The following is a 24605-nucleotide window of genomic DNA, read 5'->3' as shown; positions in this document are numbered from 1 at the left end:
CATGATCCGCGGCCGCGTCGCACCGCGCCTTCAGCGGATCATCCGGGTCGCCGCCCGCTGGTTGTAGACCACGACCACGGCCCGCCAGTCGCTGCGGCCACCCCGCAGGCTCGCGTTGGCCAGGTTCGCGTAGCCCCGGGCCTGCTCCAGGCCGTTGGCGATCTGGCGGGCGTTGTCCGGCTTGATCTCGTAGATGATGCCGGCGACCGGGTCCACGAGGGTGGTGGGCGTGACCCGGTCGACCCGGGAGGTGACGCCGAGCCGCGCCTCGGCGAGCAGCCCGTCCGGCAGCTCCGACAGCGGGATCAGATCGCCCGCCGCCCGGTCCGCCGCGAACTGCGCGGGGATCCGCGGCGGAGGCAGCACGTCCCGCAGCGCCTCGGCGTTGGCGTGGGTGAAGTTGCCCGCCTCCATGGCCCGTGGCTGGGCCCGGCCGGGCGTCGGCCGAGGGCCCAACGTCCCCGGGTCGGCCAGGTCGGCCATCGAGCCGGTCGGCCGGTCCAGCGGTGCGTCGACCCCGCCCAGCAGGCGGCTGTGGCTGATCAGGTCCTCCTCCAGCTCGGCGGCGAGCCGGGCGGCCTGTTCCGGGTTGGTCCGGGCGAGCTGCTCGATCTCCAGGAACCGGGCGTGCCGGGCCGGGTCGGCTGTCAGCAGCGTCTCGTACTGGTCGGCGATCCGGTCGAGCGTCACGTGGGCGGGGTCGGGAGGGCGCGGCGCCCCGGGAATACCACCGGTGGTGTAGTCACCGAGGTCGTTGCGGCTGGCGATCAGCTCGATGTGGAAGACGCCGGGCCCGACGGGGGTGGCGGCGAACGTCTCGATCCAGCGGTACCGGGTCTTGAGTGCCATCAGTTCGGCGAGCAGCACGGGTATCGGCGTGTTCACCACATCGTTCGCCTCCTTGATGACGCGCGCCTCGGCCATCGCCTCGGGCAGCTGCGCCGCCTTGGCCACGTCGTCGGCGACCGTCGGGGTGCCCGGTTCGTCGGCCGCGCGGACCGCCCCCTCTCCCAGTTCGTCGGCCTCCCGGGTGGCCGCGCCCTCGGCACCTTCCCGGCCGGCCCGGGCCGTGCCGGCCTCGGTGGCCTCGCGGGCGGCGCCGGCCTCGGCCGCCTCCCGGCCGGTACGGGACGCGCCGGCCGTCGCGCCCTCCCGGACCACGCCGGCCTCGACCGCCTCCCGGGCCGTGCGGGACGCGCCGGCCTCGGCGCCCTGGGCGGCCCGGCTCGCGGCGAGGGCCGCCTCGTCGCCGAGGCCGAGCATCCGCCCGGCCAGGCCCTCGACCCGTTCGAGGAGCCCGGCGGCGAAGCGGAACCGGCTGAGGAAGCCGCGCGCCGCGCCGATGCCGCGCAGCAGCGGTCCGCGCAGCGGGCGCAGCGCCCGGCCCAGGACGCCGAGCAGCTCGCCGCCGAGGTCGAGGAAGCGCAGCAGGTAGACCAGCAGGGTGCGCAGCCCCGGCTCGACGGCCTTGAGGGCGGCGTAGTTGCCGGCGCTGAAGTAGATGATGGCGGCCTGGAGCAGCAGGAATCCGGCCACGAAGCCGATCTTCCGGCCCAGCTCGAAGTCGGGCAGCATGATGAATTCGAGCAGCGCGTCGGCGGCCCGCGCGCCGAGCGACTGGGCGCCGGCCACCATCGCCGCCCACGCGTCGCCGAGGAGCTGCGCGAGCCCGCCCACCGTGGCGCCCTCGCTCTGCACCTCACCGCGCATGTCGGTTTCGAGGGTGGCGGGGTCGAGGTCGGCCTCCACCCCGCCGGCCGCGGCCTGCGCGAGGGCGCCGGCCGGCAGCGCCGCCACGATCTGCGCGTCGGTCGGCTCCCCGGGAATCGCCGCCAGCTCGACGGCCGGGCCGGCCGCACCCCCGCCGGCCGCCGTCGGGCCCGCGGCGGTGACTGCCGGAACGGCAGCGGCCGTCGGACCGGCGGTGCCCGCGGTGGTCGCGGTGGGGCCGGCCGCGGTGAGCCCCGGGGCCGCTGTCGCGGCCGCCCCCGCGCTGACGGCGGGTGCCGCCGTGGCCGGAGCGGACGGCGACGGTCCGGCGGTGCCGGGAGCGAGGGCCGCCGGAGCGCTGACCGCGGCGGGCGGGGCCGCAGGAAGTGTCGGCCCGGCGGCGCCGGCCGGCGGCGGGCCTCGGACCAGGGGCAGACCCTGGGTGTACGCCTGGACGACCCGGGCGACCGCGCGTGCGGCGGCCACCAGGAGCTGGGCCAGCATGAACAGCAGCCGGAACGGGTCGATGATGCCGTCGACGACGCCCTGCACGATGCCCCACGCCATCCCGGCCACGAAGGACACGCCGCCCCCGGCGGCCAGGTTGGCGATCTTGTTGCTGGCGTCGATGCGCTGCTGGTCGCCGATCCGCTCGCCGTAGCGGAGCTGGGTGAGGAAGCCGACCACGCCCTCGCGCAGCAGCGCGCCGAGCGGGCCGAGGCCGGTGAGCAGGGTGGGCAGCGCGCCGATCGCCACGATGAGCAGGTCGAGCACGAAGTTGATCACGGGCGGCTTGAGGTCGTCCGGGCAGAGCAGCCAGATCACCGCGCCGATGACGACCGGCAGCATGAGCGGGTTCGCCACCACGACGGCCAGCCGGACGAGGAAGTCCAGGATGGGCTGGAAGATGGCGACCAACGCGTCGAAGACCGATTGCAGGGCCTCGGTGAGCCCGCTGAACCCGCCGCGCGCCCAGGCGGCCATCCGGGTGAACTGGTTGGCCACCCCGGTGAGCAGGGTGGACACGGCGGTGAGGCAGGTGCTCGCGCCGAACGCGCCCAGGACGCCCCCCATGGCGGTGCCGACCTGCCCGGCCACGTCGGCGAGCCAGGCCGCGGCGGCCGCGAGGGTGTCCGCCGCGCCGCTGACCGCGCCGATCACCGTGGGCAGGATGCGCTCCTGGAGCACCTGCCGGGCGGCGACCAGGATCTCGCGGGTGTTCCAGTTCTCCCAGAGCCAGGTCAGGCCGTCCCACAGCGGCGGGAGCACCTGCGTCAGCACCACCACGGGGCCGAGCGGGGAGAGCAGGACGAGGATGCCGCCGACCACCATGAGCGGGGTACGGATCGGTTCGATGGTGGTCCGCAGGGTCTCCCAGGCCGAGTTCGCGAGGTTGCCGAGCCAGCTGCGGGCGCCCTCGGTGCTGTCCCAGGCCAGACCGAACTGGGTGCTGAGCCAGTCCCAGGCGTACGACGCGCCGGCGCGGATCGGCGCCGTGAGGTCCCAGAGCCAGCCGCCCAGCCGGGTGAAGGACTCCCAGACCGCGCCGCCGGCCGCGCCCAGCAGGTCCAGCGCGGGGACCGCGAGGTGGTCCCAGAGCCCGGTGAAGAGGTCGTTCACGGTGTCCGCGGCGGCGCGGAGGTTCCGGATGATCGGGCCGTCCCACTCCTGGAGGGCGGCCACCACGGGGCGCAGCAGGGCGCCGACGGTCGACCGGGCGGCGCCGCCGAGGCGGGCCTGGACGTCGCGGACGCCCTGGGCGAGGCCGGTGAAGGTGGACTCGATGGCCGACATCGGGTCGACGTCGGCGAGGCCGGCCAGCAGCCGGCCGAGCAGCGTGTTGACGCCGGTGCACAGCAGCTCGCGCAGCCGGACCAGCGCGCCGCCGCGGAGGAACTCCAGCAGGCCGGGCGCGAGCCGGTCGACGACCGCGGAGGCCGCCTCCAGGGCGGTTCCGGCGATCTCCCCGCCCACGTCGAGGGCGGTGTCGAGCGCGCCACGGCCCAGGGCGGCGGCGTCGCTCGCGGTGTCGTTGACGAACCGGCCCACGGCGGTGTCGGCGAGCGCGAAGCACTGCACGCCGAGCGGCGCGGACCGGACCGGGGCGGCCGGTGGGCCGCGTCCGGAATGCTCGGCGGCCGGAGCGGGGGCGGGGCGGGCCTGCTGGCGGACGTGGGCCAGTTCGTGGGCGAGCACCAGGTCCCGGCTCGGCCCGGCCTGGGCGCCGAGGACCACGTGGTTGCCGTACGTGAAGGCGTGCGCCCGCCGCTCCCGCGCGGCGAGCTTGGCGGCGAGGCCGTCGTGCAGGCGTACCCCGGTCAGGTCCATGCCGAGCGCCGGCTCGTAGCGGGCGCGTTCGGCGCCGGTCAGCGGCCGGCCGGCGCCGAGTCGGGGATCGGGCACGGTGGCGAGCCGGGCGACCGGCCGGGCCGAGCGGGCGGGGGCCGAGGCGGGCCCGGCGGCGTGGGTGGGCCGGGCCCTGGCGAGGCGGGCGGCGGTGGCGTGGGCGTCGTGTTCGGCGGCCGGGTCGGGCGGGGCGTGCACCGGAATCCGGGCGATGCTGTGGGTGCTGCGGGGGGGCCGGTGCGACCGCTCGGCCGGCCGATCCGCCGCCGGGCGGGCGCGCTCGGGCTCGTCCCGGTCGGCCGACCGGGACGGCGGGGCCGTCTCCGCCACCCTCACACGCCCACGTTCCCCTCGTCGCGCCACGCCCCGGTGCCGTCGACCAGCGCCGGGCCGGTGGTGCAGAGATTGTCGCGCGCCACCCACAGGGCGGGCGAGACCGACGGGCCGGGAACCACCCGGATGCCGAGCACCGTGCCGTCGAACGTGTTCGCGGCGGCGACGGCGTGCGGGCCGAGCCGGCCGGCGCAGAGCAGGCCCTGCACCGGGTAGCCGGGTTCGGCGCCGGCCAGGTCGACCACGTTGGACGACACGTCGAGGCGGTGGCAGTCCCCGACGTACATGCCCTGGTGCAGGTAGGCGGTGGCGGCCCGTGCCGGCGGGGTGATCGTGTTGCCGGTGATCCACACCCGGCGTACCGTCTCGCGCTCCTCGTCGGGGTCGCCCAGCGCGACGCTGATGCCGGTGAGCGCGCCCGCGACGGTGTTGTCGCGGACCCGGACGTCGGCGGCGGTGGTCCCGGCGACGGTGATGCCGGCGGTGGCCGTGGCCGCGGTGGCGAACTCCTCGGCGATCCGCCGCAGCCAGGCGGCGAAGCGGGTCCGCTCGTCGAAGAACCGGGAGTCCGGGTTGTGCCGGACCAGGTCGTCGCGGACCAGGTCCTGGAGTTCCTCGACGGTCTTGACCGGCTGGTCGCCGAGGTACGCGGTCCAGCCCTTTGAGTCGTCGATCTCGGAGCCGAACCGCAGGGTGCGGGTCTCCACCAGCGACGACCAGCCCTTGCGCAGGCCGAGGCCGTCCTCCCCGGCGAGCAGCGGGTGCACGGCCCGCCGGGCGATCCGCCGGGCGAAGCGGGGATCGCCCAGCCAGTCGAGGAACCGCTTCTCCGGGTCGGCGCCCGGGTCGGCGGTGGCCAGAATGTCGCAGCCGGTGACGTCGGTACGCCGGCTGTTCAGTACCAGCACGCCGGTCTGCGCGTGGCCCGCCTCGACCCGGCAGTCCCGGACCACGGCGCGCTCCACCGGCCGGCCGCCCTCCCGGTCGTCGCCGCGGACGGTGATTCCGCTCGCCACGGCGGCCGGGGCGTCGCCCATCTCGGCCTGGACCCGTTCGACGAGGACCAGGCCGGTGCGCTGGATGTCGAGGGCGCCGTTGCGCTGGTCCTTCTCGGCCGGCGCCGCGGCCACGGACAGGTCGCGGACCTGCACCTCGCCGCAGTCGATGAACCGCAGCGCCGACTCGGCGGCGGCGACGATCCGGGTGGCGGAGCCGACCCCGGTGACCAGCACGCAGGACACCCCGGACAGCACCGCCGGCTCGTCCAGGGTCCACTCCCCCGCGGTCAGGCAGAGCGCCAGCGCGGTCACCCCGGACAGGTCGGCGAACAGCTGCACCAGATCGGTCTCGGGACGGACCACCAGGCAGACGGTGCCGCCCTCGTCGCGGCGGCCGGTGACCCGCACCTCGGCGTCGACCGGGGCGTCGGCGTCGTCGAGCCGGACGGCCGTGAGCACGCGGGTCGTCGGGCCGGTGCTGGGCAGCAGCCAGCGCACGTCGATCTGGCCGCGGGCGTCGGTCTCCAGGACCACCTGGGCCGGGTCGGCGGCGGTGGGTATGCCGGCGGCCAGGTGCCCGTCGACGGCGGTGAACCGGACCCGGGCGCGTTTTACCGGCCGGCCGCCGTTGCGGACCACCACCCGCACGGGTTCGGGCAGCGGCTGGCCGGGCGGGGCCTGCTGACCGTCGCCGCCGAGCAGGTCGAGGGTGACCAGGTCGGTCAGGGGCGGGGTGAGCCGGCGGCAGTCCTCGTCGAGCGCCCAGCGCCCGGCGCCGCCGACGGTGGTGCGGCGCAGGATGCCGAGCACCGCGACGTGGTGCACCGGCCCCAGCGGCGGGCGAGCCAGGGCGTTGCCGAGACCGTCGGTGGGCCAGTCGATGGTGCCGGACATGGCGCTGACGCCGTAGACCAGCCGGACCGTACGGGCGGGGATCAGCCAGTGGTCGCCGACCCGGAAGTCGCCGGCGCCGAAGCGCACCTCGATCCCGGCATCGTCCAGTTCGTCGGGACTGGCGTTGGCGACCTGGGCCGGGCCGTCCCAGCGGCGGACGATCGGGGTGCGGCCGAGCGCCGCGAGGCTTGCCGGTGCGCCCGAGGCCCACGTCACCGGCAGCGCCGTCCCGTCCGGGGCGCCGGCGGTGGCCAGGTGGCCGGGCCGGCCGTGCAGCTCGCGGTCGGGGCTGGTCACCTCGACGAGATCACCCTCCCGGAAGGACAGTTCCTCGTCGCGGCCGACCCGGTCCAGGCTCAGCTCGGCGTCCATCCCGGCCGCGGCGGCGGCCGCCGACGGCGGGCCGATGGCGGTCAGCCCGGCCACCACACTGCCGTTCTCCCGGGACCACAGGTAGCGGGCCGTGCCGTCGCCGGCCACGTCGTGCACCTGGACGCGGTAGAGCTGGTTCTCCAGCCGCCGGTAGCCGCCGGAGCCGCTCAGCCGGCACGGGTCGGCGGTCGGGTCCACCTCGCGCAGCGCGGCCGTCATGGTCGGGGCGGTCCGGCCGCCCCACAGCGGGTCCACCACGTCGGCGCAGGCCGTGCCGGCGGCCACCTTGACCAGCCGGACCTGCCAGACCGTGCGGGCCCGGGTGGTGGTGTCCGGCCCGCCGAGGGCGGACTCCCGCAGCCGGGGCGCCTGGTCGGCGGTGACGTGCTGGTCGGCCAGGTCGAGCAGGACGGCGTACCGGCCGTCGGCGGTGGGCTCCGGCAGGCCGGGCAGGTCGCCGACCTTGGGCAGGTACGGCTGGTCGGCGAGCTTGTGTCCGGCCCCGCCGCCGGTCACCGGGGCCGCGTCGACCAGCACCCCGTCCACGTAGTAGCGGCCGGGGGTGATCCGCAGGTCGGCCCAGGCCGTCGCGGCAGGGCTGGCGCCGGCGGCGTCGACCACGGCGAAGCCGGCCCCGTCGAGCGGCCCGCCGGCCTTGCCGACGATGTCGCGGGTCCGCTGCTCGTCGTGCCAGGCGGTGATGGTCGTCTGCTCGTTCCACTCGGCGTCGAGCAGCATCCGGCCCTGCTGCAACAACACCTGGCGGTAGCCGTCGCGCGGGTCGAACGTCCAGCGGGTGAAGTCTCCGTGCACGTCAACTCCCGAAGATCCCGAGCTCGATGCCGACCGGCCGGTAGGGGTCGAGCTGCCGCTGCGCCGCCCGGAGCCGCAGCGGTCGCCTGAGGTGGTGGTGCACGCCCGGCTCGGCCCGGTCCTCGCCGCCCTCCCGGATCGCCACCGGGCAGGACCCGGCGAGGGCCGGGTACGCGGGCGAGGCCGGGTCGGTCGACGCGTACACCGGGAGCGGTCCGGGTTCGCCGTCGGCCGGCACGCAGCGGTAGCGGCGCGGGGTGCGCGAGCCGGGTGCGACGTAGCTGAACCGCACGCAGCCGACCTGGCGGTGGGCCACGGTCACCGGCCCGTCGAGGACACAGCTGCTGGCGTCGAGGCTGCGGACCCGGACGGCGCCGCGCACGGTGCTGCCCTCGAGGCAGGCGTGCACGCCCTCGCCCGCGAGGGCGGTCCCGCCGCCGGTGGTGGCGTCGAGCACGCAGGTGTCCACGGTGGCCATCGGCACGGTGGCGGCCAGGGTGACCGCACCGGCCACCACCCGGCTGAGCCGCAGCTGGAGCCGGCTGTTGGGCCGGCCGGCGGCGGACTCGACGCGGACCGCTCCGGTGACCGTGGCGTGCGCGACGGTGAGGTGGCCGAGCTGCCCGGGCGCGACGATGATGTCGCCCTCGACGAGCAGGCCGTCGACGACCACGCTGCTGCCCGGCTCGCCGGTGATCCGCAGGCTGCCGCGCAGGTGCGGGCGCAGCCCGTCGGGGGCGTACCGGCCGGGGACGGGGGCGAGCACCTCGCCGTCGGGGCGGCGGCGGGCCGGCCAGGCGGCGGCCACGAGCACCAGGCGGGTCCCGGCGGGCACGGTGACCGTGAGGTCCCCGAGGTAGCCGGCGCTGTCGGCGACCGAGACGACGTACGTGCCGCCGCGGGTGGTACTGCCGGGCGCAGCCCAGGACGCCTCGGCCGCGGCCAGACCGGCGGCGAGGGTGGGCACGCTGCCGACGGGGGCGGGCACGCCGGAGCACACCTCGGTCTGGCCGGCGGCGGGCGGCGCGTCCGGCCCGCCGGCGGTGACCGGGGCGCCCGGGTCGGTGGCGAGCAGCGCCTCGTGGGCGGCCGTGCGGTCGTAGGTGCCGGCGCCGACGTCGGCGAGGCCGCCGTAGGCGTAGCGGACGAACACCGCGTCGGGGGCGGCCGGCGCGTAGACCTTCAGCCGGCCGGCCACCGGGTCGACCATCACCTGCGGTGCCGCGCCGGGGGCGAGATTCTCCAAGTGGCAGACCCGGATCCGGTCGGCGGTCAGGTCGGGCTGGTCGACGCCGCCGACCCGCAGCCGTACGCCGAGCGGCAGCGCGGTCGCCGCCAGGGCGCCGGCGCGGGCCTGGCCGAGCAGGTCGAGCAGCCGGCGCGGCCGCAGCGGCACGGGCAGGTCCGCCTCGGTGGCGAGCCGCTCGACGGCCTCCTCGCGGCGGGGCGGGGCGTACAGGGGCACGGCCCGGCCCAGCGGGTCGAACGTCCAGTGGCCGCCGTCGGCGCGGGCGGCGGACCAGCCGCCGTTCGGGCCGGCCGGCGGGTCGGCCTCGGGGGCGCCCACCTCGTACGCCTGCGTGGGGAACAGGTGCACGGCCACGTGGTCGATGCCGTAGCGGCCGCGGCGGGTGGGGATGCGGCGTACCTCGGCGGTGTGGGTGAGCGGGTCGAGGGCGCCGCGCGGCCCGGGCGGGCTCACCACGGCGGCGGCCTCGATCCGGGCGGCGCCGCGCAGCGAGACGGTGGCCGGCCGGTCGGGGCGGACGTGGTTGACGTGGGTGGCGCCCACCAGCAGCGGGTGATGCTCGACGGCGCGGGCCGGCCAGCCGGTGACGTCCCGGGCGACCTGCTCCAGCACGGCCACGGTGCCCTTGCGGCGGCGGTAGGCGACGGTGTTGGCGACGAGGGCCCGCCGGCTCACCGTGACGCCGAGGTCGGGTGGCAGCTCGGCGAGGCCGACCAGGTCGGCGAGGTACGGCACGAGCCACTCGGCGCAGGTCTCGACGAAGAACCCGTCGTGCAGCCGGTCGAGGTCGGCCTCCAGCAGCTCCAGCTCGCCGGCCACGGCCGAGAGCAGCGCGGTGAGCGGCCCGGTGCCGCCGTCGGCCTGGGCGTCGCGGGCGAGCAGGTGCACCGGCACGAGGTCGAGCAGCCGGCGCAGCGCGGTGTCGGTCACGACATCACCCCGATCGTCACCTCGGCGAGGGCGAGCACCTGGGCAGGGCGCAGCGTGCCGGCGAACCGGCCGGGCAGCGCGGCCAGCAGGTCGACCGGAGCCCCGCCGGGCGGCGCGGCCAGCCGGGGCAGGGTGCAGGCGCGTACCCCGGGCACGGCCCGGACCGTGACCAGGGTCCGGGAGGCGACCACGCCGGTGGCGAAGCCCAGCGCCGGCGGCGTGTACGCGGCTGCGAGGGCGGCGCGCACGGCGGCCTCCACGTCGGTGCGCGGGTACGCGGGGTCGTGTGCGAGGTCGACGTGCAGTCCGAACGGGACGGTCTCCCCGGCGAGCACGGCGAGCCGGGTGCCGGGGTCCCGGGCGGCCACCAGGGCGGCGCGCAGCGCGGCGACCAGCTCCGGCCCGGCCGGGGCGGCCCCGCCGCCGGCTGCCGCGCCGAGCGCGGAGACGACGACGACCTGTTCCCGGCCGTCCCACACGTCGTCGGCACGGGCCAGGGTGATCCCGGCGAAGCCGGCCGCGAAGTCCTCGTGGTCGGCCACCGAGACCGCCCGGTCCAGGGTGCGGATCCGCAGCGGGGCGTGCGCCCGCGCCGCGTCGAGCTGCTCGGGGTCGGCCCAGTCGCGGGCCGGGGCGGGGTTGGCGGCGGCCCGCACCCCGTACGGGCGGCGGGGCAGGATGCTGAGCTGGCCGGCCCGTACCGCGCCGGCGGCGCCGACCCCGACCCGGTAGGTGGCGACGACGTTCTCCACCCCGCCGGGCAGCCGGGCGCCGTGCCGGCCGTCGCCGGTGGTGACCGTGGCCAGGCCCTCGTCGTCGAGCCGTTCGGTGTGCACCCGGTCGCCCGGGCCGGCGGTGTCCAGTGCGGGCACCGGCTCCCAGCGCACCCCGTCGACCCGGACCTCCAGGGTGCTGCGGGCGCCGGCAGGGCTGTCGTCCCGGACGTGGGTGAGCGGGCCGCGCCGGGTGCGCGTCCGCTGGAACGCGAGCGTGGGGTCGCCGCTGCCGAGCGGCTGGACGACGGTCTCGCCGTGGGTGGCCGCGGCGACGTTGCCGCGCACCCGCAGGCCGCGCGGATCGTATTGGGAGGTGAGGTCGCGGTCCAGGTCGACGGTCATGCTCCGGCCGTCGGCGGCGACCGTGCAGGCGAGCACCACCGCGGTCTCGGCGAGCGGGGGCGCGGTGGCCGCCGCGACGAGCGGGTCGGCGGGCGGGCCACCGGGCGGGAACCCGGTGACCACCACGCGGCGGCCGGCGGGCAGCGGCGGGTCGGTGGCGACCAGGGTGAGCCGCCGCCCACCGACCGGCTCCACGAGGGGCCGCTCCGCCGCCGGCAGGGGACGGGACTCGCCGCGCACGAGGGTGTCCCGCCGGCCGAAGGTGCGCAGCCTCTCGGTGATGTCGACGCGCAGCCGGGTGGTCCGGCCGCTGACCCCGAACCGGGAGTCGCCGGCCGGGGCGGCCGCCTCGACGGCGTACAGCTCGCGGCGGTCGGGGCGTTCGAGCAGCAGCCAGGAGCCGGGCACCATCCGGGGATGGTCGCCGTCGACCTCGACCACGTCGGCGGGAGGCGGGTCGCCGGGCGGGAACGGGTTGTCGATGTCGTCCCACTCGCCGTTGGTGATGCCGGGTGGCGGCGGGTCGTTGCCGGCGAGCAGGCCCGCCATCGGCGCGTTCCAGCCGAACAGGTTGGTCCGGGTGGCGAAGGCGTGCACCTGCACGTCCTCCTCGGCGGTCAGCGGCATCGACCGCCGCCAGCCGACCCGCTCGGCGAGGGCCAGCCGGGTCCAGCCGGCCAGGCCGGGCGGGCCCTCCTCGACGGCCGTGACGATGCGGAAGTCCCACCGCTCGTCGTCGCGCCGCCCGTCGGCGGCGGCCCGGCTGTGCGCGGGGGTGCGCCCGTAGCGGCGGCGTTCGGCGCCGACCACCAGCACGCCGTCGCCGGCCCGTACGCCGAGCGCGGTGCCGCGCAGCCAGATCGCGTCGGTCGCGAAGTCGATCTCCTGCGGCCCGGCCGTGGCGCCGGGGACCGCATTCCACGCCGCGTACGCGCGCAGGTCGGCGCCGGTCTCGAAGGTCTGCGGCAGCTCGCCCTGCCCGGGCACCGACTGCACCGGGGTGCCGGCGGGCACGTCCACCTGCGACGGTGCGCCCGGCGCGTCCTCGACGTCGAAGGCGATGTCCACGGCGGCGGCGACACCGGGGCGCGGCTGGTAGCCGATCATGCCGGCGAGGTGCCGCACCGAGGTCAGCTCGGTGGCCGTGCGCAGGTACGCCTCCTGGGCGATCCGCTCGGTGTAGAAGGAGACCACGTCGGTCATCACGGCGGCGGCGTCGAGCAGCGCCAGCATCGGGTCGTCGGCGTCCTGCCCGGCCACGGCCCGCACCCCGGCGGGCAGGCCCGGGTCGGCGAGCGCGGCCCGCATCCGGGCCAGGGCGTGGCTGTGCGGGGCGACCCGCCAGGCCAGGGCGGGCTGGCCGGGCGGGTTGGTCACCTCGGGCGCGGGCGGGCGCAGCGGGTCGCATCCGCAGCCGCCGCCGCAGCCGCAGTTCACGCGCCACCGCGCAGGTGGAAGGCGACCCGGCCGTACTCCGGGTTGCTCGGGTCGCTGTCGGCGCGCAGCACCTCGCGGGCGGCGGCGTCGATCCGGCCGCGGGTGACCTCCCCGGCGGACGGGCGGCCGAGGCGGCGGAACCGCAGGCCGGTGGCGTCGTCGTCGGCCACCTCGACGTACCCGACACCGGGCACGGCCATGACGGCGGCGACGAGGTCGGACACGTACAGGGACTGGCCGAAGGTGAGCCGGTCGGGGTGGAAGAAGCCGAGCCGCCCGTCGGGCAGCACCCGGTTGGACAGTTCGGCGCGCAGCCGGCGTTCCACGTCGGCGGCGAGGTGGCCGTCGGCGACGCAGATCCCGAGGACGATCTCCAGCGGGACGTGCGCGGGCGGCGCCAGCTCCACGTCGGTGCCGGCCAGCCGGCGTACGTCGAGCAGGGCGGCCACCTCGGCGGCGAGCGCGGGGTCACCGGCCCGGCGGGCCACCGGGTCGAGGGTGACCTCCTGGGCGTACCAGGAGCCGGTCCAGCGGCGCCGGGCCACCGCGCGCTGCACGCCCGGGTTCTCCTCCGCCGTGGTCGCATGGTCGGCGCTGGTGACGGCGCGGAGCTGGGTGCGGAACGCGTACGGGGCCAGCTCCTTCACCTCGTCGACCGACTCGGGATCGACCCCGCCGGTGGCCGGGAGCGGGTTGCTGACGCTCACCCCGGCCGGCACCGCCCACGCCGCGGTGGGCAGCGGCAGGGTGAGGACGTCGGCGCCGACGTTGCCGGCGGTGCCGCCGCCCACCCGGGGCCAGGCGGTGAGCGTGACGCCGGGCGCCGGGCGGCGACCGTTGATCCCGTCGCCGGTGCGCAGCCGCAGCACGCCGGTGGTCTCCGGTTCGGCCACCACGTGCGGGTCCAGCCGCCCGCTGGCCAGCAGGTCCGGCACGGGCGTCCAGGTGCGGCTGCCGTCGTCGAGCAGCACGGCGGGCAGCGCGCGGCGTGGGTCGGGGCGCAGCGCGGCGGCAGCGCTGCGTCCGTCCACGACCGCGTCGGTCCAGGCCACCGGGTGCCGCCCGGTGGGCAGCCGCGGCCGGTACGGGCCGTCGGCGGGGGCCTGCGGCGGCAGCAGCCCGCGCGGGGGCAGCGCGGCGGCGTGCTCGGCGAGCGCGACGTTGGCGAGGGCCACGGCGGCCGGGGCGGCGCTGCCGTCCGCGGCCCGGCGGGCCACCGGCAGCGGGACCGCCAGGGCGTCCTCGGCGGCCCAGTGCAGCTCGCGGACGATCGTGCCGGCGGGGGCGAGCGGGTCGGCGCGGGTGACCGGGTCACGGTCGAGCCGGACGGCCTGCCGGCGGCCCTCGTCGCCCACCACGGTCCCGGTCTCGTCGACGGGCGCGAGGACGAGCATGTCGCCGGCGCGCAGCTGTGGGTCGGCGCCGGCCGGGTGCCGGAGCCAGCCGCTCGTCGCGCCGACGGGCAGGCAGGCATCCGGGTCACCCCAGGCGTGCAGGTCGAGCTGGTTGCGGGCGGGGCGCAGCGCCACCGGGGCGAGGGTCTCGAAGACGGTGGCGCCGGCGTCCACGGCGACCTCGACCCCGGCGTCCGGCGGCAGCGAGTCCTCGGCCCCGGCGACCGGCGTACGTGCCGGCAGGGTCAGCGGCGCGGCCGTGCGGAACGCCAGCCATGTCCGGGCCGCGCAGCCGTCGTGCATCCGGTAGTCGAGCAGGCGGGCGTGCCGGCGCACCGAGGGGCGCAGCCGCGCGGTGGCCAGGTGCGCCTCGGCGGCGATCGCGTCCTGCCGGTAGGTGAGCCGGTCCCCCACGTACGCGAACAGCTCGGCGAGGGTGACCAGCGGGTCGGCGGCGTTGCGGTCGGTCCAGCCGGGCAGCAGCACGGCGAGCCGGTCGAGCAGCCGGGTGCGCAGCCCGGTGTAGTCGCGGGCCAGGTAGTCCAGGGCGGGGGTGGTGGCGGGCACCGGCGGGCAGCCGTCGTCGGGCCGGCAGTCCAGCTCGTCGGGGCAGTCGACGGCGAAGGCGAACGGGCAGGTGGCCAGCGGCTCGTCGAAGCCGGCCGGGAAGCCCTCGCCGCCCGGGCCGGTGAGGGCGAGCAGGTAGCTGGACCAGTCCCCACTGGAGGAGGTGCGTACCACGAGCACCCGGGCCCGCTCGGGCGCCGGCACCGCCCCCGTCACGAGGGTCCGGTCGGCCGCGGTCACGCCGGGCGGCGCCCCGGCCGCCACGACGTTCGTCGGGTACGCCCAGAGCACCCGCACAGGGTTGACCCGCGGGTCGACGCGCACCCCGCCGAGGACGCGGACCCGGCCGGCGTCGAGGTCGGCGGGGACCGCGCCGCGCAGTAGGTGCACGAGCAGGGTGCGCTGGCGGGGCGCGCCGGGCACGTGCCCCGGGGTGCCGGGACGGTTCGACAGCACCTCGACGTGGTCGATGCCGTCGAGGGTGCTCTCCCCCTCGACGAGCGCCCGGCGGGCCTCCCGGTCGAGCAGCGGCGCGGTCACGGGGTGCCGCCCACGACGGTGAGGCTGCGGCGCTCGCCGACGGCCGTCCCGGCGACCAGCGGCACGTAGCTGACGGTCACCCGCAGCTGGGCGTCCGCCGCCTCGACCCGCACGTCGTCGATCTGCACGAGGTCGCCGAGCCACCGTTGCAGCGCCCCGTGCACCAGCGCGCGGGTGGCGTGCGCCAGTTCGTCGCCGGCCGGGGCGAAGACCAGCCGGTCGACGCCGCTGCCGAATTCCGGCCGGTTGACCCGCTCGCCGGGGCGGGTGAAGAGGACCGCCTCGACGAGGCCGCGCAGGTAGTCCTCGTCGCCGACCAGGGCCGTGCGGCCGCGACCGCCGACGCGCAGCGGGAAGCCGACGTGCCGGCCCGTGCTCACGTCGCCACCGCCCGGAACTGGCTGGCGGTCACGGCAAGCGGCACCCCGGTCGGCGCGCAGGTGGCCAGCCCGCTCGCCAGCACGAGGGGCTGCCCCATGGAGCGCACCCGGACACTGCCGACGCTCCACACGCTGGTCACGCAGGGGCCGCCGGAGACCGGCGGGAACGGGCACGCCGCCACCGTCCACGGCGTGGCGAGCAGCACGGTGGCCTGCCCGCCGACGCGTACCCGGGGGTTGGGCACCGTCGGCATGGCCTGGCCGCCGTGCGCGCAGATCACCACTGCGCCCTGGTGGACGAGGGGTCCGGGCATCACATCACCTCCAGCGCGCCGTCGTTGACCGAGACCCGCACACCGTCGAGGACGACCTTGGTGGCCCCCGTGGACAGTTCGATCCCGCCGGAGCCGAGCACCACCTTGAGCGGGATGAGCACGGCCGGCGGCCCCACCTCGATGGTCAGGCCACCCACCATGGGCAGGTCGCTGACCGTGACGCTGACCGAGTCGGACTGGAACACCCGCTGCTGCGGCAGCCCGGGCGCCGGCGACTCGCCGAGCTGCCAGTAGCAGCCCAGCAGGACGGGGTAGTCGGGGTTGCCGCCCTCGAACGCCACCCAGGCGGCGGCGCCCACCGGCGGAAGGTTGAACCCGCCCACGCCGTTGCCGGCGTAGGGCACGCACGGCTCGGCCCAGGCCAACCGGCCGTCGCCGAGCACCTTCGGGACGGAGACCTGCACCCGCCCACGCAGCATCGGGTCCACGTTCTGCTCCACCGTGCCCCGGTAGACGCCGAAGAACTGCCGGGTCATCGCCGCTCCTCCCGGATGGTCATGACGGGCTCCGGGGCAGCGCGGGCGTGATCGAGCCGTGCCCGTCCCGGGACAGGGTGAAGCCGACCCGGTAGCCGCCGCACGCGAGGTCGTGCTCCACCTGGCGGACGTACCAGAGGCCGTCGTGGCTCCAGCCGGCGCCGCGCATGCCGACCAGGCCGCGCGGGCGCAGCACCGCCCCGTACCGGGCGCCGTCGGCGGTGCCCTCGGCGACCAGCGCGTCGGCGCCGCGGTCCACCTCGCCCTGCGCGCGGGCGAAGGCGGAGACCGCGTCGCTGCTGCCCTCGCGCAGCCGGCGCCGCCGCACGTCCCCGGCGTTGGCCAGCGCGAACGGTACGGCGGCCAGCGGCGGCCGGGTGCTGACGACCGCGGCGACCGGCAGGGTGACCCCGGTACGCCGGTCGTGCACCGCCCCCGTGACGGTGGCCGGGCGGGTCGCCTCGGTGCGGAAGGAGACCTCCCGTACGTTGCTGTCCGAGCCCAGGTCGACGGCGAGGGCGGGCTGCGGCAGGCCGAGGCGCACCGGCGGTCCCCAGTAGAACGAGCTGATCCCGGGCACCGGGCCGGGATCGACGTAGGTGACGTAGCCGTGCCGCTCGGCGAGTTCCGCGAGGTGTTCCAGGTCGGTGCCGTGCTGGGTGGGGATCCGGTCGATGGGCAGCGGCGGGTCGGTGACCGGGGCGGGCAGCGCCTTCGGCAGGATGCCGCGCGCCGCGTACGGTGCCAGGATCTTCAGCACGGTCAGGTAGTCGTCGAGGGCGGGATGCTCGACGTCGCGGTCCTCGCGGTCGAGCAGGTTGCCCACGTCCTCACCGGTGACCGTGAAGGTGGCCCGCCCCGCGCCGGTGCCCGGGTCGAGCCGGGTCTCGGTGACGATGCCGTCGAAGAGCACCACCGGCACCACGCCGAAGGTGAGCACCAGCACCACCCGTGCGAACGGGACCAGCGGCCCGGTGGGCCCGAACGGGCTGTCCACGGCGGCCAGCGGGCCGGCCCGTCCGGCGTCGAAGACCAGGGAGAACGCGCTGCGCTCGGCGTCGCTCTCGGTGACCCGGGTGGAACGCCACCGCTGGGCCAGGTCCACCGACAGCGGCAGCGGCACGGTCCGTCCCGCCAGGACGGTGAGCCGCAGCCCGGACCCGAGCAGCACCTCACACCCCCGGCAGCGGGATGACGATCAGCTCGCCCTCGGCGTCCGGGCCGGTCAGCGCCTCCGGGTCGAGCGCCCCGTTGGCGTCGGCGATGCGCCACCACGCGGTGGCGTCGCCCAGGTACCGGTGGCTGACCAGGTCGATCCGGTCCCCGGCGGTCACCCGGTGGGTGGCGGCGGCCCGCACGTCGCGCAGCTCCGGCAGCGGCCGTCGCCGCAGGTAGCGCACCTCGCGCAGGCCGCCGGCGCCGTCGGGCACGGTCGTCCCGGCGACGGGTACGGAGTCGTAGCGCCCGGTCATGTCACGCTCCGGCCAGGTCGGTGACGGCGTCGACGGCACCGGAGACCGCGCCCACCACGGCGAGGACCTCCTTGGCGACCAGGTGCGCGAGGTAGAGCCCGTAGCCGACGTCGGTCAGCGACAGGTCGTCGTAGGTGAGCACCTGGGCGGAGACGTCCACGGTGGCCCGGATCGGGCTCAGCGCGGGGTTGAACGCCTGCTCGGTGACGCCGAGCTGGGTGATCCGCACCGGCACCACCCGGGCCGGCCCCCAGACCAGCACCGCCATGGGCAGCTCCACCGGCAGGATCTCGATGGTCCCGGCGGCCAGCAGCACCGAGTTGGCGATCACCCGGACGCTGCCCGGGTGCAGCAGCATCTCCAGCACGGAGAGCTGGGGCAGGACGCCGACCGTGGCGGCCACCGGGTCGCCGGTCTCCAACTGGTCGGCGGCGTCGACGTCGACCGTCATGGTGATCGTCTCGGTGGGCGCGCCCCACGCCCGGTGGGCGTCGGCGGCCCGCTGCGCGGACTCCCCGCCCGAGCGTGGCGCGATGGTGCGCTGCACCTGGTCCGGGTTGTACTGGAACACCACCACCCGGGACAGCGGGCCCAGCGGGTCCACGGCGATGATGGCGCCGCGGAGGGTGCGCGGGCTGCCCGGGAAGCTGCTCACGCCGCCGAGGGTCCCGCGGACCCGTCGCCCCGCCGTCACGCCCGCGTCACGCCGCCTGCGGGACCGCCCCGGCCCTATGCTCGTGGCCATGGCGATTCAGCGGATGGACCACGTCGGCATCGTCGTCGGCGACCTTGAGGCTGCGGTGGCGTTCTTCACCGAACTCGGCATGGAACTGGAGGGCGAGGCGGCGGTCGAGGGAAAGTGGGTGGACCGCGTCAACGGCCTCGACGGCGTCCAGGTCGACATGGCCATGATGCGGACCCCGGACGGCCACAGCAAGGTGGAGCTGACGGCCTTCCGCGCGCCGGCGGCGGTCAGCGCCGAGCCGGCCGTCGCACCGCCGAACACGCTGGGCATCCGCAACATCATGTTCGCCGTCGACGACATCGACGACGTCGTGGCCCGCCTGCGCAACCACGGCGCCGAACTCGTCGGCGAGGTGGAGCGGTACGAGGACAGCTACCGGCTCTGCTACGTCCGCGGCCCCGAGGGCATCATCGTCGCACTGGCCGAGCAGCTCAGCTGACGCCGCCGAACGACATTCTTCCAGGCGGGAGCGGCCCGCGCCGGGGTGAGTGGTCGGCGATCATCGCGAGGCGGAGGTGAGGGGTTCGCTGGTGAGCCGGCCACTGTTGCGTTTCGCGCCTGATTCCCGATGCATAGATGAACTGCTGTCCGTCGGGAGGAGAGCCCCATGTCGTTCACCCGCTCACTAGCCGGCATCGCGGTCGTCACCGCGCTGGTGGCGGCCACCGCGGCGCCCGCCCAGGCGGCTGTCAACGATCCGTTGTACGACAAGCAGTGGGGTCTGCGGCAGATCCATGCCGAGCAGGCCTGGGCGACCAGCACGGGGGCGGGGGTGGTCATCGCGGTGGTGGACACCGGCGTCGACCTCGGCCACCCGGATCTGGCGGCCAAGCTCGTCCCCGGCGCGACCTTCGTCGACTGCGGCACGACCTCCTGCGGCAACGGCGACTGGCGCGGCCCCAACGGCGTGCCCGACGCCGGCGACGAGCACGGCACCCACGTGGCCGGCATCGCCGCCGCGGCCACCGGCAACGGTGTGGGTGTCGCCGGCGTCGCGCGCGACGCGAAGATCATGCCGATCAAGGTGCTGGAGGCGGGCAGCGGCAGCTTCGCCGACATCGCCGCGGGCATCCGCTACGCGGCCGACCACGGCGCCAAGGTGGTCAACCTCAGCCTCGGCGCACAGCCCGGCACCCAGGCCCTCACCCTCACCGGCCTGGAGTCCGAGGCGACCGCGGCGATCACGTACGCGCAGGCGAAGGGCGTCGCCGTCATCGCGGCCGCCGGCAACGAGACAGCGCCGCTGTGCGACACCCCGGCCTGGGAGGCCGGCGCCCTCTGCGTCACCGCCACCGACCGGAACGAGGTCAAGGCGTGGTACTCGAACCTCGGCGTGAAGGCCGACCTGAAGGCCGTCGCCGCGCCCGGCGGGGCCGGCCTGGTCAACTGCGACGACGACGTCTGGTCCAGCGTCCCGGTGGGCGCCGGTTCGGCCACCTGCGGGCAGGGTGACTACGACGCCTTCGCCGGCACGTCGATGGCCACGCCGTACGTGTCGGGCGTGGCGGCGCTCCTCGTCGCCCAGGGGCGCAGCGTGGCCAACGTGTACTCCGTGCTGATGTCGACCGCCCGGACCCCGATCGTCGGGCTGCGCGGCGTCTACACGCCGCTGTACGGCTGGGGCGTCGTCGACGCCCAGGCCGCCGTTGCCGCGCCGCGCACCTGAGGCCGGCGCCTCACGACGTTCGAGCCCCGGCCCGGGCACCTGCCCGGGCCGGCTCGCGCACCATGAACACGTCCACCGGATCCTCGGTCTCGACCGTGAAACCGTGCCGCTCGTACAGCCGGCGGGCCGGGCTGCCCTGCAGCACGTTCAGTCGGACCACGGTGCCGTCGCGATCGCACCGCTCCAGCAGCCCGCGCAGCACGGCCGCACCGATGCCGCCGCCCTGCCGGTGCGGAACCAGGTAGAAGTGCTCCAACCAGTGGGCGTCCTCGGCCGGCCGCAGCGCCACACACCCGGCGAACACGCCGCCCACCTCGATCAACCAGGTGTGTTCCGGCGCGAACCCGTCCCGCAGCCGCTGCCGTACCCGCTGCGCGTCGTACCGCCCGAGGCGCTCCAGGTCCGCCCGCAGCACCACGGCCCGCAACTCGGCCACCGCCTCGACGTCCGCCACCGAGGCCGGACGGATCTCCCAGTCCGCCATGATCCCCAGCCTACGGCCAGGAGCCCCGGCCCCACGGGCGCGCCCTGGCGCGTGCACGACCTACGGTGGCTGCGTGCCACGCATCGAGCTCATCACGGACGTTCCCGCAGCCCCGGAAACCGTCTTCGACGCCTGCCTCGACGTGCAGCTGCACACGGTCTCCATGGGCACCAGCGCCGAACGGGCGGTCGGCGGCGTGACGACCGGCCGTCTGGCGGCCGGGGACGACGTCACCTGGGAGGCCCGGCACTTCGGCCTCCGCTGGCGGATGACCGTTCGGATCACCGCCTACCGGCGACCGCACGGCTTCACCGACGAGCAGGTCAGCGGCCCGTTCGGCCGGTGGCGCCACGAGCACAGCTTCACGCCGGACCCCGCTGCCGCCTCGGCCACCCTCATGCGCGACGTCATCGACTTCACGGCGCCGATGGGAGCCGTCGGCCGCATCGTGGCCGGCCTCGTCCTGCGGCCGTACCTCCGACGCCTCGTCGCGCGCCGGAACGCCTGGCTCGCCGCCACCCTGGCGCAACGGCCTCACCCGGCGCGGGAGGAGGGGCCGAGGGCCGGCACCGACGGCGCCGCCTGACTGCCTCCCGGCCGTCCCCGGGTCAGTGGTCGGCGGGGGCCGGGCCGGAGTCGGCCACCCAGGTGGGGTGGGCGGCGACGAACGAGTCCACCGAGTCGTCGCGTACCGCGTGGAGCAGTTGCATGCTGGTCGGGCTGAGGATCTCGGCGCTGCCGACGCCCGGCACGGTACGGCTGTTGAAGGTGCCGCCGTTGGTCTTGATCGTGGTGATCGCCTCGGGCCGGACGCCACGCATGGCGAACGCCCAGTCGGCGAGGGCGATGCCGCCGTCGTCCACGGTCATGGTCCGGCCGACCGCCGACAGCAGCCCGGGCAGCTTCGTCGGCGAGTTCAGCCCCTTGCTGACCACCTGTGCGAGCACCGCCTTGACGAACTGCTGCTGGTGGCGCTGCCGGCCGTAGTCGAAGTCGTGGTTGGCCAGCAGGTCCCGCTGCCGGACGAAGTCCAGCGCCTGCGCCGGACCGAGGCAGTGCTGACCCTTCGTGTAGACGTTCGGGGTGATGCCTGCGATGCGGTGGTTCACCGTGCCGTCCGGGTTGATCGCGTACGGCGCGGCGGGCTTGCCGGCGGCGTCGTGCCCGACGTGGATCGAGGTGGTGGTCTCGTCGACGTACATGCAGACCTGGCCGAGCACCTGGACGATCTGCTTGAAACCCTGGAAGTCGATGATCCCGCCGGCGTCGGGGGTGATGCCGGTCAGGTCGCGGACGGTCAGCGCCAGCAGTTCGAAGCCGTGCGAGAGCGCCGCGGGGCCGGTCAGCCCCCGGCTGCCGAACGCGAAGGCCGCATTGATCTTGTTCTGCCCGCCGCGGTACGGCGTCGCCCCGTTGTCGTACGCCGGGATGGTGACCAGCGAGTCGCGGGGCAGCGAGACCAGGTACGCCTGGCGGTGGTCGGCCGGAACGTGCAGCAGGATGATCGAGTCCGCGCGGGTGAGCTGGCTCGGGTCCTGGTGCGGGCGGGTGTCCACGCCGACGAGCAGGATGTTCTTCGCCCCGGTGATCGTCCGGTGCTGCTCGGGGGGCGCGGCGGCGGCGCCGAGCAGGTTCTGCTGGGTGACCTCGCCGGTGGCCGCGTGCAGCAGCCAGGCGCTGCCGCCCAGCGCCACCCCGCTCAGGGTCATCAGCGTGGTGCCGACCGCCACGCACCACCGCGTCCAGCGCGGCCAGGGCCGCCGCGCGGGCCGGCGCGGCGGGACCGGACCGGCCGGTCCAGCGGTGCTCGGGTACGACACGTGTGATCTCCCCAGGTCGGGACGGGTGGCGGGCCGGTCCGAGGTTATGCCGGGCCGGGCCTGCCGGCCAGGTCGCGCGGCTGTGAACTGGCTGGGAGCGGGCACCGGCGGACGTGTCGGGGTGGTGGGTCAGAATGGCCGCATGGCGCAGCGGATGAGCGACGACCAGTGGCGGGCCTTCGTCACCGCCGGCACCCGGACGGGGAAGCTGGCCACGGTGCGGGCCGACGGCTCCCCGCACGTGGTCCCCGTGTGGTTCGTGCTCGACGGCGACGACCTGATCTTCAACACGGGCAGCAGCAGCGTGAAGGGGCGCAACCTGGTCCGCGACCCGCGGGCGGCGCTGACCGTCGACGAGGAGCAGCCGCCGTACGCGTTCGTCACCGTGCGCGGCACCGTGACGATCATCGACGACCCGGTCGAGTCGCTGCCGTGGTCGACCCGGATCGCGGCCCGCTACATGGGCGCCGACCGCGCCGACGAATACGGCCGGCGCAACGCCGTGCCCGGCGAGCTGCTGGTCCGGCTGCGGGCCGAGCAGGTGGTCGCGTTCGCCGGCATCGCGGACTGACCCGCCCGCACCCGTCCGTTCAGCTGTCGAGGCGTTCGATGATCGTGGCGTTGGCGGTGCCGCCGGCCTCGCACATGGTCTGGAGGCCGTAGCGGCCGCCGGTGCGTTCGAGCACGTGCAGCAGGGTGGTGGCGAGCCGGGCGCCGCTGGCCCCGAGCGGGTGGCCGATGGCGATGGCGCCGCCGTCGACGTTCACCCTCGCCGGGTCCGCGCCGGTCTCGTCCAGCCAGGCCAGCACGACCGAGGAGAACGCCTCGTTGACCTCGAACGCGTCGATGTCGCCGATGGTGAGGCCGGCCCGGGTGAGCACCTTGGCGGTGGCCGGGATGATGCCGGTGAGCATCATGATCGGGTCGTCGCCGACGGCGGTGGCGGTGTGGATCCGCGCCCGGGGCCGCCAGCCGCGGCGGCGGGCGGTCTCGCCCGTGGTGAGCAGCAGCGCCGCCGCGCCGTCGTTGAGCGGGCTGGAGTTGCCCGCCGTGACCTTCCAGTCCAGCTCGCCGAAGCGGGCGGTCCAGTGCTCGGCGGCGAAGGCCGGCGGCAGCGCGGCGAGGCGCTCCACGGTGGTGCCGGGCCGGATGGTCTCGTCCATGGCGAGGTCGATGCCCGGCAGCGGGGCCACCTGCCCGGCGAACCGCCCCTGCCGCCACGCCTCGGCGGCCCGCTGGTGGCTCATGGCGGCGTACTCGTCGAGCCGGGTGCGGGACAGGCCCCACTTGCGGGCGATCAGCTCGGCGGCGACGCCCTGCGGCACGAGCCCACCCGGGTAGCGCGCGGCGACGGCGGGCCCGGCGACGTCGGCGCGGACGCCGTCGACCAGGGCGGCACTGCCGATCGGCACCCGGCTCATCGACTCGACGCCCGAGGCCACCACGATGTCGTACGCCCCGGCGACCAGGCCCTGGGCGGCGAAGCTGAGCGCCTGCTGGCTGCTGCCGCACTGCCGGTCCACGGTCACCCCGGGGACCGATTCGGGGAAGCCGGCCGCGAGCGCGGCGAGCCGGGTGGTGTTGGTGCTCTGCTCGCCGGCCTGGGCGACGGCGCCGCCGACCACGTCGTCGATCTCCACGGGGTCCAGCCCGGGCACCCGGGCGACCAGGCTGCGCAGCGCGTGCGCGTGCAGGTCCACGGGGTGGACGTCGAGGTACGCCCCGCCCCGCTTCGCCCGACCCACCGGGGTGCGTACCGCCTCGACGATGACCGCGTCGCGCATCGCTGCCTCCTGCGACATTCTTTGCCGGACCGATCGGTCCGGACCGAGTGGTCCGATACTGCGACACCGGCGCGCACCCGGTCAATCGCCGCCGGACCGATCGGTCCGTTATTCTCGCCACAGCAACCGCGAAGGAGGATCGATGGCCCGCACCGCCGCACCGGGGAGCCGGGAACGCATCCTGCGCGCCGCCGGCGAGCTGTTCTACCGGCACGGCGTCCGGGCCGTCGGGATGAACCAGGTCATCGACGCCGCCGGCTGCGGCAAGAATCTGCTCTACACCCACTTCCCGAGCAAGGACGACCTGGTCGCCGCGTACCTGCGGGGGTGCCGGCGGGAGCGCGAGCGGGCCGGCCTCGCGGCGGCCGAGGGGCTGGCCGACGACCCGGCGACGCGCCTTCGGGCGCTGGTCGCGGAGATCGCCGCGACCGCCACCGCGCCGGACTTCCGCGGCTGCGCCTTCCGCCTCTACCTCGCCGAGTTCCCCGGCGACGCGGGCGAGCCCGGCCGGGTGGCCCGGGACTACCTGCGGGACACCCGGGCGGAGATCGACGCCCTGGTGGCCCGGCTGGACGTGGCCGACCCGGGTCGGCTCGCCGACCGGATCTGGCTCATCGTGGAGGGCCTGTACGGCAGCGCCGGGCGGACGGACGCCGCCGCGGCGGCGAAGACCGCCACCGAGCTGGTCGACGACCTGCTGGCGGAGCAGGTGACCAGCATCGTGGACTGACCGGCCGCCCGG

Annotated in this window: 19 protein-coding genes; 5 read left to right on the top strand and 14 right to left on the bottom strand. The window is 76.3% G+C overall.

What is annotated here, in order from left to right; translation table 11 throughout:
• Positions 1 to 30: 30 nt before the first annotated feature.
• From GCE86_RS07580 to GCE86_RS07525, 11 genes are read right to left on the bottom strand one after another with little or no spacing between them, the layout of a single operon-like run.
• On the bottom strand, positions 31 to 4392 hold the full coding sequence (locus GCE86_RS07580) for an eCIS core domain-containing protein (protein WP_154226273.1): 4362 nt from the start codon (positions 4390 to 4392) through the stop codon (positions 31 to 33).
• Positions 4389 to 7466, bottom strand: a complete 3078-nt coding sequence (locus GCE86_RS07575; RefSeq protein ID WP_163636903.1) for a DUF6519 domain-containing protein — start codon at positions 7464 to 7466, stop codon at positions 4389 to 4391. Before GCE86_RS07575 ends, GCE86_RS07580 begins: the two co-directional genes overlap by 4 nt.
• A gap of 1 nt (position 7467) precedes the next feature.
• Complete coding sequence (locus GCE86_RS07565) at positions 7468 to 9645, bottom strand: phage tail protein (protein ID WP_163636904.1); 2178 nt, start codon at positions 9643 to 9645, stop codon at positions 7468 to 7470.
• Entirely contained in the window at positions 9642 to 12200 is a 2559-nt protein-coding gene (locus tag GCE86_RS07560; RefSeq protein WP_154226269.1) for a baseplate J/gp47 family protein, read from the bottom strand. The genes GCE86_RS07565 and GCE86_RS07560 overlap by 4 nt, the downstream gene beginning before the upstream one ends.
• Positions 12197 to 14701: a putative baseplate assembly protein gene (locus GCE86_RS07555; protein ID WP_154226268.1), complete on the bottom strand. Its 2505-nt coding sequence runs from the start codon at positions 14699 to 14701 to the stop codon at positions 12197 to 12199. Before GCE86_RS07555 ends, GCE86_RS07560 begins: the two co-directional genes overlap by 4 nt.
• Positions 14698 to 15081, bottom strand: a complete 384-nt coding sequence (locus GCE86_RS07550; RefSeq protein WP_154226267.1) for a GPW/gp25 family protein — start codon at positions 15079 to 15081, stop codon at positions 14698 to 14700. Before GCE86_RS07550 ends, GCE86_RS07555 begins: the two co-directional genes overlap by 4 nt.
• Complete coding sequence (locus GCE86_RS07545; protein ID WP_154226266.1) at positions 15078 to 15395, bottom strand: hypothetical protein; 318 nt, start codon at positions 15393 to 15395, stop codon at positions 15078 to 15080. Before GCE86_RS07545 ends, GCE86_RS07550 begins: the two co-directional genes overlap by 4 nt.
• Positions 15395 to 15892 (bottom strand): phage baseplate assembly protein V, encoded by a 498-nt coding sequence (locus GCE86_RS07540; RefSeq protein ID WP_154226265.1) that lies wholly within the window; start codon positions 15890 to 15892, stop codon positions 15395 to 15397. The genes GCE86_RS07545 and GCE86_RS07540 overlap by 1 nt, the downstream gene beginning before the upstream one ends.
• 19 nt (positions 15893 to 15911) lie before the next feature.
• Positions 15912 to 17063, bottom strand: coding sequence for a hypothetical protein (locus GCE86_RS07535; protein ID WP_154226264.1), 1152 nt, complete (start codon positions 17061 to 17063; stop codon positions 15912 to 15914).
• Position 17064: 1 nt separating this feature from the next.
• Positions 17065 to 17364 (bottom strand): LysM peptidoglycan-binding domain-containing protein, encoded by a 300-nt coding sequence (locus GCE86_RS07530; RefSeq protein ID WP_154226263.1) that lies wholly within the window; start codon positions 17362 to 17364, stop codon positions 17065 to 17067.
• Position 17365: 1 nt separating this feature from the next.
• The gene (locus GCE86_RS07525) at positions 17366 to 18019 is read right to left on the bottom strand and encodes a hypothetical protein (protein ID WP_154226262.1); all 654 of its coding nucleotides are present in this window, start codon (positions 18017 to 18019) and stop codon (positions 17366 to 17368) included.
• Positions 18020 to 18107: 88 nt separating this feature from the next.
• On the opposite strand from GCE86_RS07525, the gene GCE86_RS07520 reads away from it, so the two are divergent.
• Together GCE86_RS07520 and GCE86_RS07515 are read left to right on the top strand one after the other, a co-directional pair.
• A complete protein-coding gene (locus GCE86_RS07520) occupies positions 18108 to 18548 on the top strand; it encodes a VOC family protein (protein WP_204342863.1) in 441 nt (146 codons plus the stop codon).
• 168 nt (positions 18549 to 18716) lie between these two features.
• Positions 18717 to 19775, top strand: coding sequence for a S8 family serine peptidase (locus GCE86_RS07515; protein ID WP_154226261.1), 1059 nt, complete (start codon positions 18717 to 18719; stop codon positions 19773 to 19775).
• A 10-nt stretch (positions 19776 to 19785) separates the two neighbouring features.
• Here the strand turns inward: GCE86_RS07515 and GCE86_RS07510 are convergent, their stop codons facing one another.
• The gene (locus GCE86_RS07510; RefSeq protein ID WP_154226260.1) at positions 19786 to 20259 is read right to left on the bottom strand and encodes a GNAT family N-acetyltransferase; all 474 of its coding nucleotides are present in this window, start codon (positions 20257 to 20259) and stop codon (positions 19786 to 19788) included.
• A 73-nt stretch (positions 20260 to 20332) separates the two neighbouring features.
• On the opposite strand from GCE86_RS07510, the gene GCE86_RS07505 reads away from it, so the two are divergent.
• The gene (locus tag GCE86_RS07505; RefSeq protein ID WP_154226259.1) at positions 20333 to 20845 is read left to right on the top strand and encodes an SRPBCC family protein; all 513 of its coding nucleotides are present in this window, start codon (positions 20333 to 20335) and stop codon (positions 20843 to 20845) included.
• Positions 20846 to 20867: 22 nt separating this feature from the next.
• Here the strand turns inward: GCE86_RS07505 and GCE86_RS07500 are convergent, their stop codons facing one another.
• Entirely contained in the window at positions 20868 to 21989 is a 1122-nt protein-coding gene (locus tag GCE86_RS07500; protein ID WP_244317223.1) for an LCP family protein, read from the bottom strand.
• A gap of 232 nt (positions 21990 to 22221) precedes the next feature.
• Here GCE86_RS07500 and GCE86_RS07495 point away from each other — a divergent pair, with 232 nt between their 5' ends.
• On the top strand, positions 22222 to 22650 hold the full coding sequence (locus tag GCE86_RS07495) for a PPOX class F420-dependent oxidoreductase (RefSeq protein WP_204342864.1): 429 nt from the start codon (positions 22222 to 22224) through the stop codon (positions 22648 to 22650).
• A 19-nt stretch (positions 22651 to 22669) separates the two neighbouring features.
• On the opposite strand, the gene GCE86_RS07490 is transcribed toward GCE86_RS07495, so the two are convergent.
• A complete protein-coding gene (locus GCE86_RS07490; protein ID WP_154226258.1) occupies positions 22670 to 23863 on the bottom strand; it encodes a thiolase family protein in 1194 nt (397 codons plus the stop codon).
• 142 nt (positions 23864 to 24005) lie between these two features.
• Here GCE86_RS07490 and GCE86_RS07485 point away from each other — a divergent pair, with 142 nt between their 5' ends.
• Positions 24006 to 24593: a TetR/AcrR family transcriptional regulator gene (locus GCE86_RS07485; RefSeq protein ID WP_154226257.1), complete on the top strand. Its 588-nt coding sequence runs from the start codon at positions 24006 to 24008 to the stop codon at positions 24591 to 24593.
• Positions 24594 to 24605 lie beyond the last annotated feature (12 nt).

Origin of the sequence: Micromonospora terminaliae, assembly GCF_009671205.1 — a bacterium.
Lineage (GTDB): Bacteria > Actinomycetota > Actinomycetes > Mycobacteriales > Micromonosporaceae > Micromonospora > Micromonospora terminaliae.
Note: the sequence above shows the minus strand (reverse complement) of the source record. Positions and strands in the feature narration are given on the sequence as shown.